General features: G+C 79.5%; 1 pseudogene. It reads left to right on the forward strand.

Annotated elements, in window-relative coordinates:
- Positions 1-21: 21 nt before the first annotated feature.
- A pseudogene (locus tag HMPREF3159_RS11185) lies at positions 22-1,502 on the forward strand (DNA helicase); the annotation flags it as partial.

Consider the following 1,502-nt stretch of genomic DNA (forward strand, 5'->3'; position numbering starts at 1 on the left):
GGGCACGGCACGGCCCGCGCCATGACCCCGCCCGCCCTCGCCCATGCGATCGCCCGCGCCGACGCGCTGCGCCGAGGGCTGGGCGAGCCGACCCTGGTCACCGGCGCGGAGCAGGACGCCCTGCTCGCCGAGCTGATCGCCGAGCGCCCCGCCTGGCATCTGGACGTCGACCCCGGCGCACGCACCCTGCCCGGCTTCCGCACCGAGCTGCGCGATCTGATCACCCGCGCCGGGGAGCTCGGCCTCGGTCCCGCCGCGCTCGAGGAGCTCGGCCGCGAGCACGGCCGCCCCGCCTGGCGCGACGCCGCGGCGCTGCTGCGCGACTACCTCGGCGTGCTCGACCTCGAGGCCTCCGCAGCGCTCGACGCCGGCCCCCGCCTCGACTCCGGCGCGCTGGTGCGCCGCGCCGCCGTGCTCCTGGCGGACCCGACCCTCCCCGCCCCCTTCCGCACCGTGGTGGTCGACGACGCGCAGGACCTCACCGCCGCCGGCATCGACCTCGTCGCCGCGCTCGCCGCGGCCGGAGCGAAGGTGCTGGTGACCAGCTGCCCCGACGCGGCGGTGGACACCTTCCGAGGCGCCCTGCCCGATGCCGCCGCCAGGCTGCGCGAGGCCCTGCCCGGCGCGCCGCTCGAGATCACGCTGGAGGGCGCGCACGGCGGCGAGGAGGGGCTCGTCGCCGTGGTCGACGTGCTGCGGGGCAGGCTCCCGCTCGCGGGCGCCCCGGCCGCGTCCCGTCGGCCCCGCGCCGAGCGACCGGGAGGACTCGTGGCGCTGCGCGCCGCGGACCCGCTGGACGAGGCGCGGCTGATCGGCTCCGCCCTGCGCGACCTCCACCACCGCGAGGGCGTCGACTACGACGACATGGCCGTGGTGTGCCGCTCCGGCGCGGCCGTCGCCGGTGTCGCCGATCTGCTCTCCCGCACCGGCCTGCCCGTGCGGGTCCCGCGCCGCCCCCAGCCGCTGCGCGACGTCGCCGTGGTCGACGACCTGCTCACGATCCTCGAGCTCGGCCTCGCCCCGGCCGGCACCCCGCTCGAGGCCCGCGCCGCGAACGCGCTGCTGCGCGGCCCCTTCGGCGACGCCGACGACCTGCGCCTGCGCCGCATCCGCCGCCTGCTGCTGGCCGCCCATCGCGCGGAGGAGGCGAGCGCGGAGGCGGAGGGCCAGGCGGGACCGGGAGCGTCGGGAGAGAGCGGAGCGGAGGAGTCCGCGTCGGCCGAGGACCCCCCGAAGGACAGCACGGAGGATGCCCCCGCCCCGCCGGTCACGAGCGAGGAGCTGCTCGCCCGCGCTCTGGTCGAGGACGAGGTGCCGGGCCTTCCCGCCGCGGACGCCCGCGACCGCGCCGCCGCCCCGGTGCACCGCCTGCGCGACATGATCCGCGCCGTCCGGGAGCACCGCGAGGACGGCGCCGAGCAGGTGCTCTGGCACGCCTGGGACGCCTCCGGCCTCGCCGGCGGCTGGCGCCGCGCCGCCCTCGGCGACGCCGGGGACGTGGA

The sequence above is a fragment of the Brachybacterium sp. HMSC06H03 genome, assembly GCF_001807385.1.
Lineage (GTDB): Bacteria > Actinomycetota > Actinomycetes > Actinomycetales > Dermabacteraceae > Brachybacterium > Brachybacterium conglomeratum.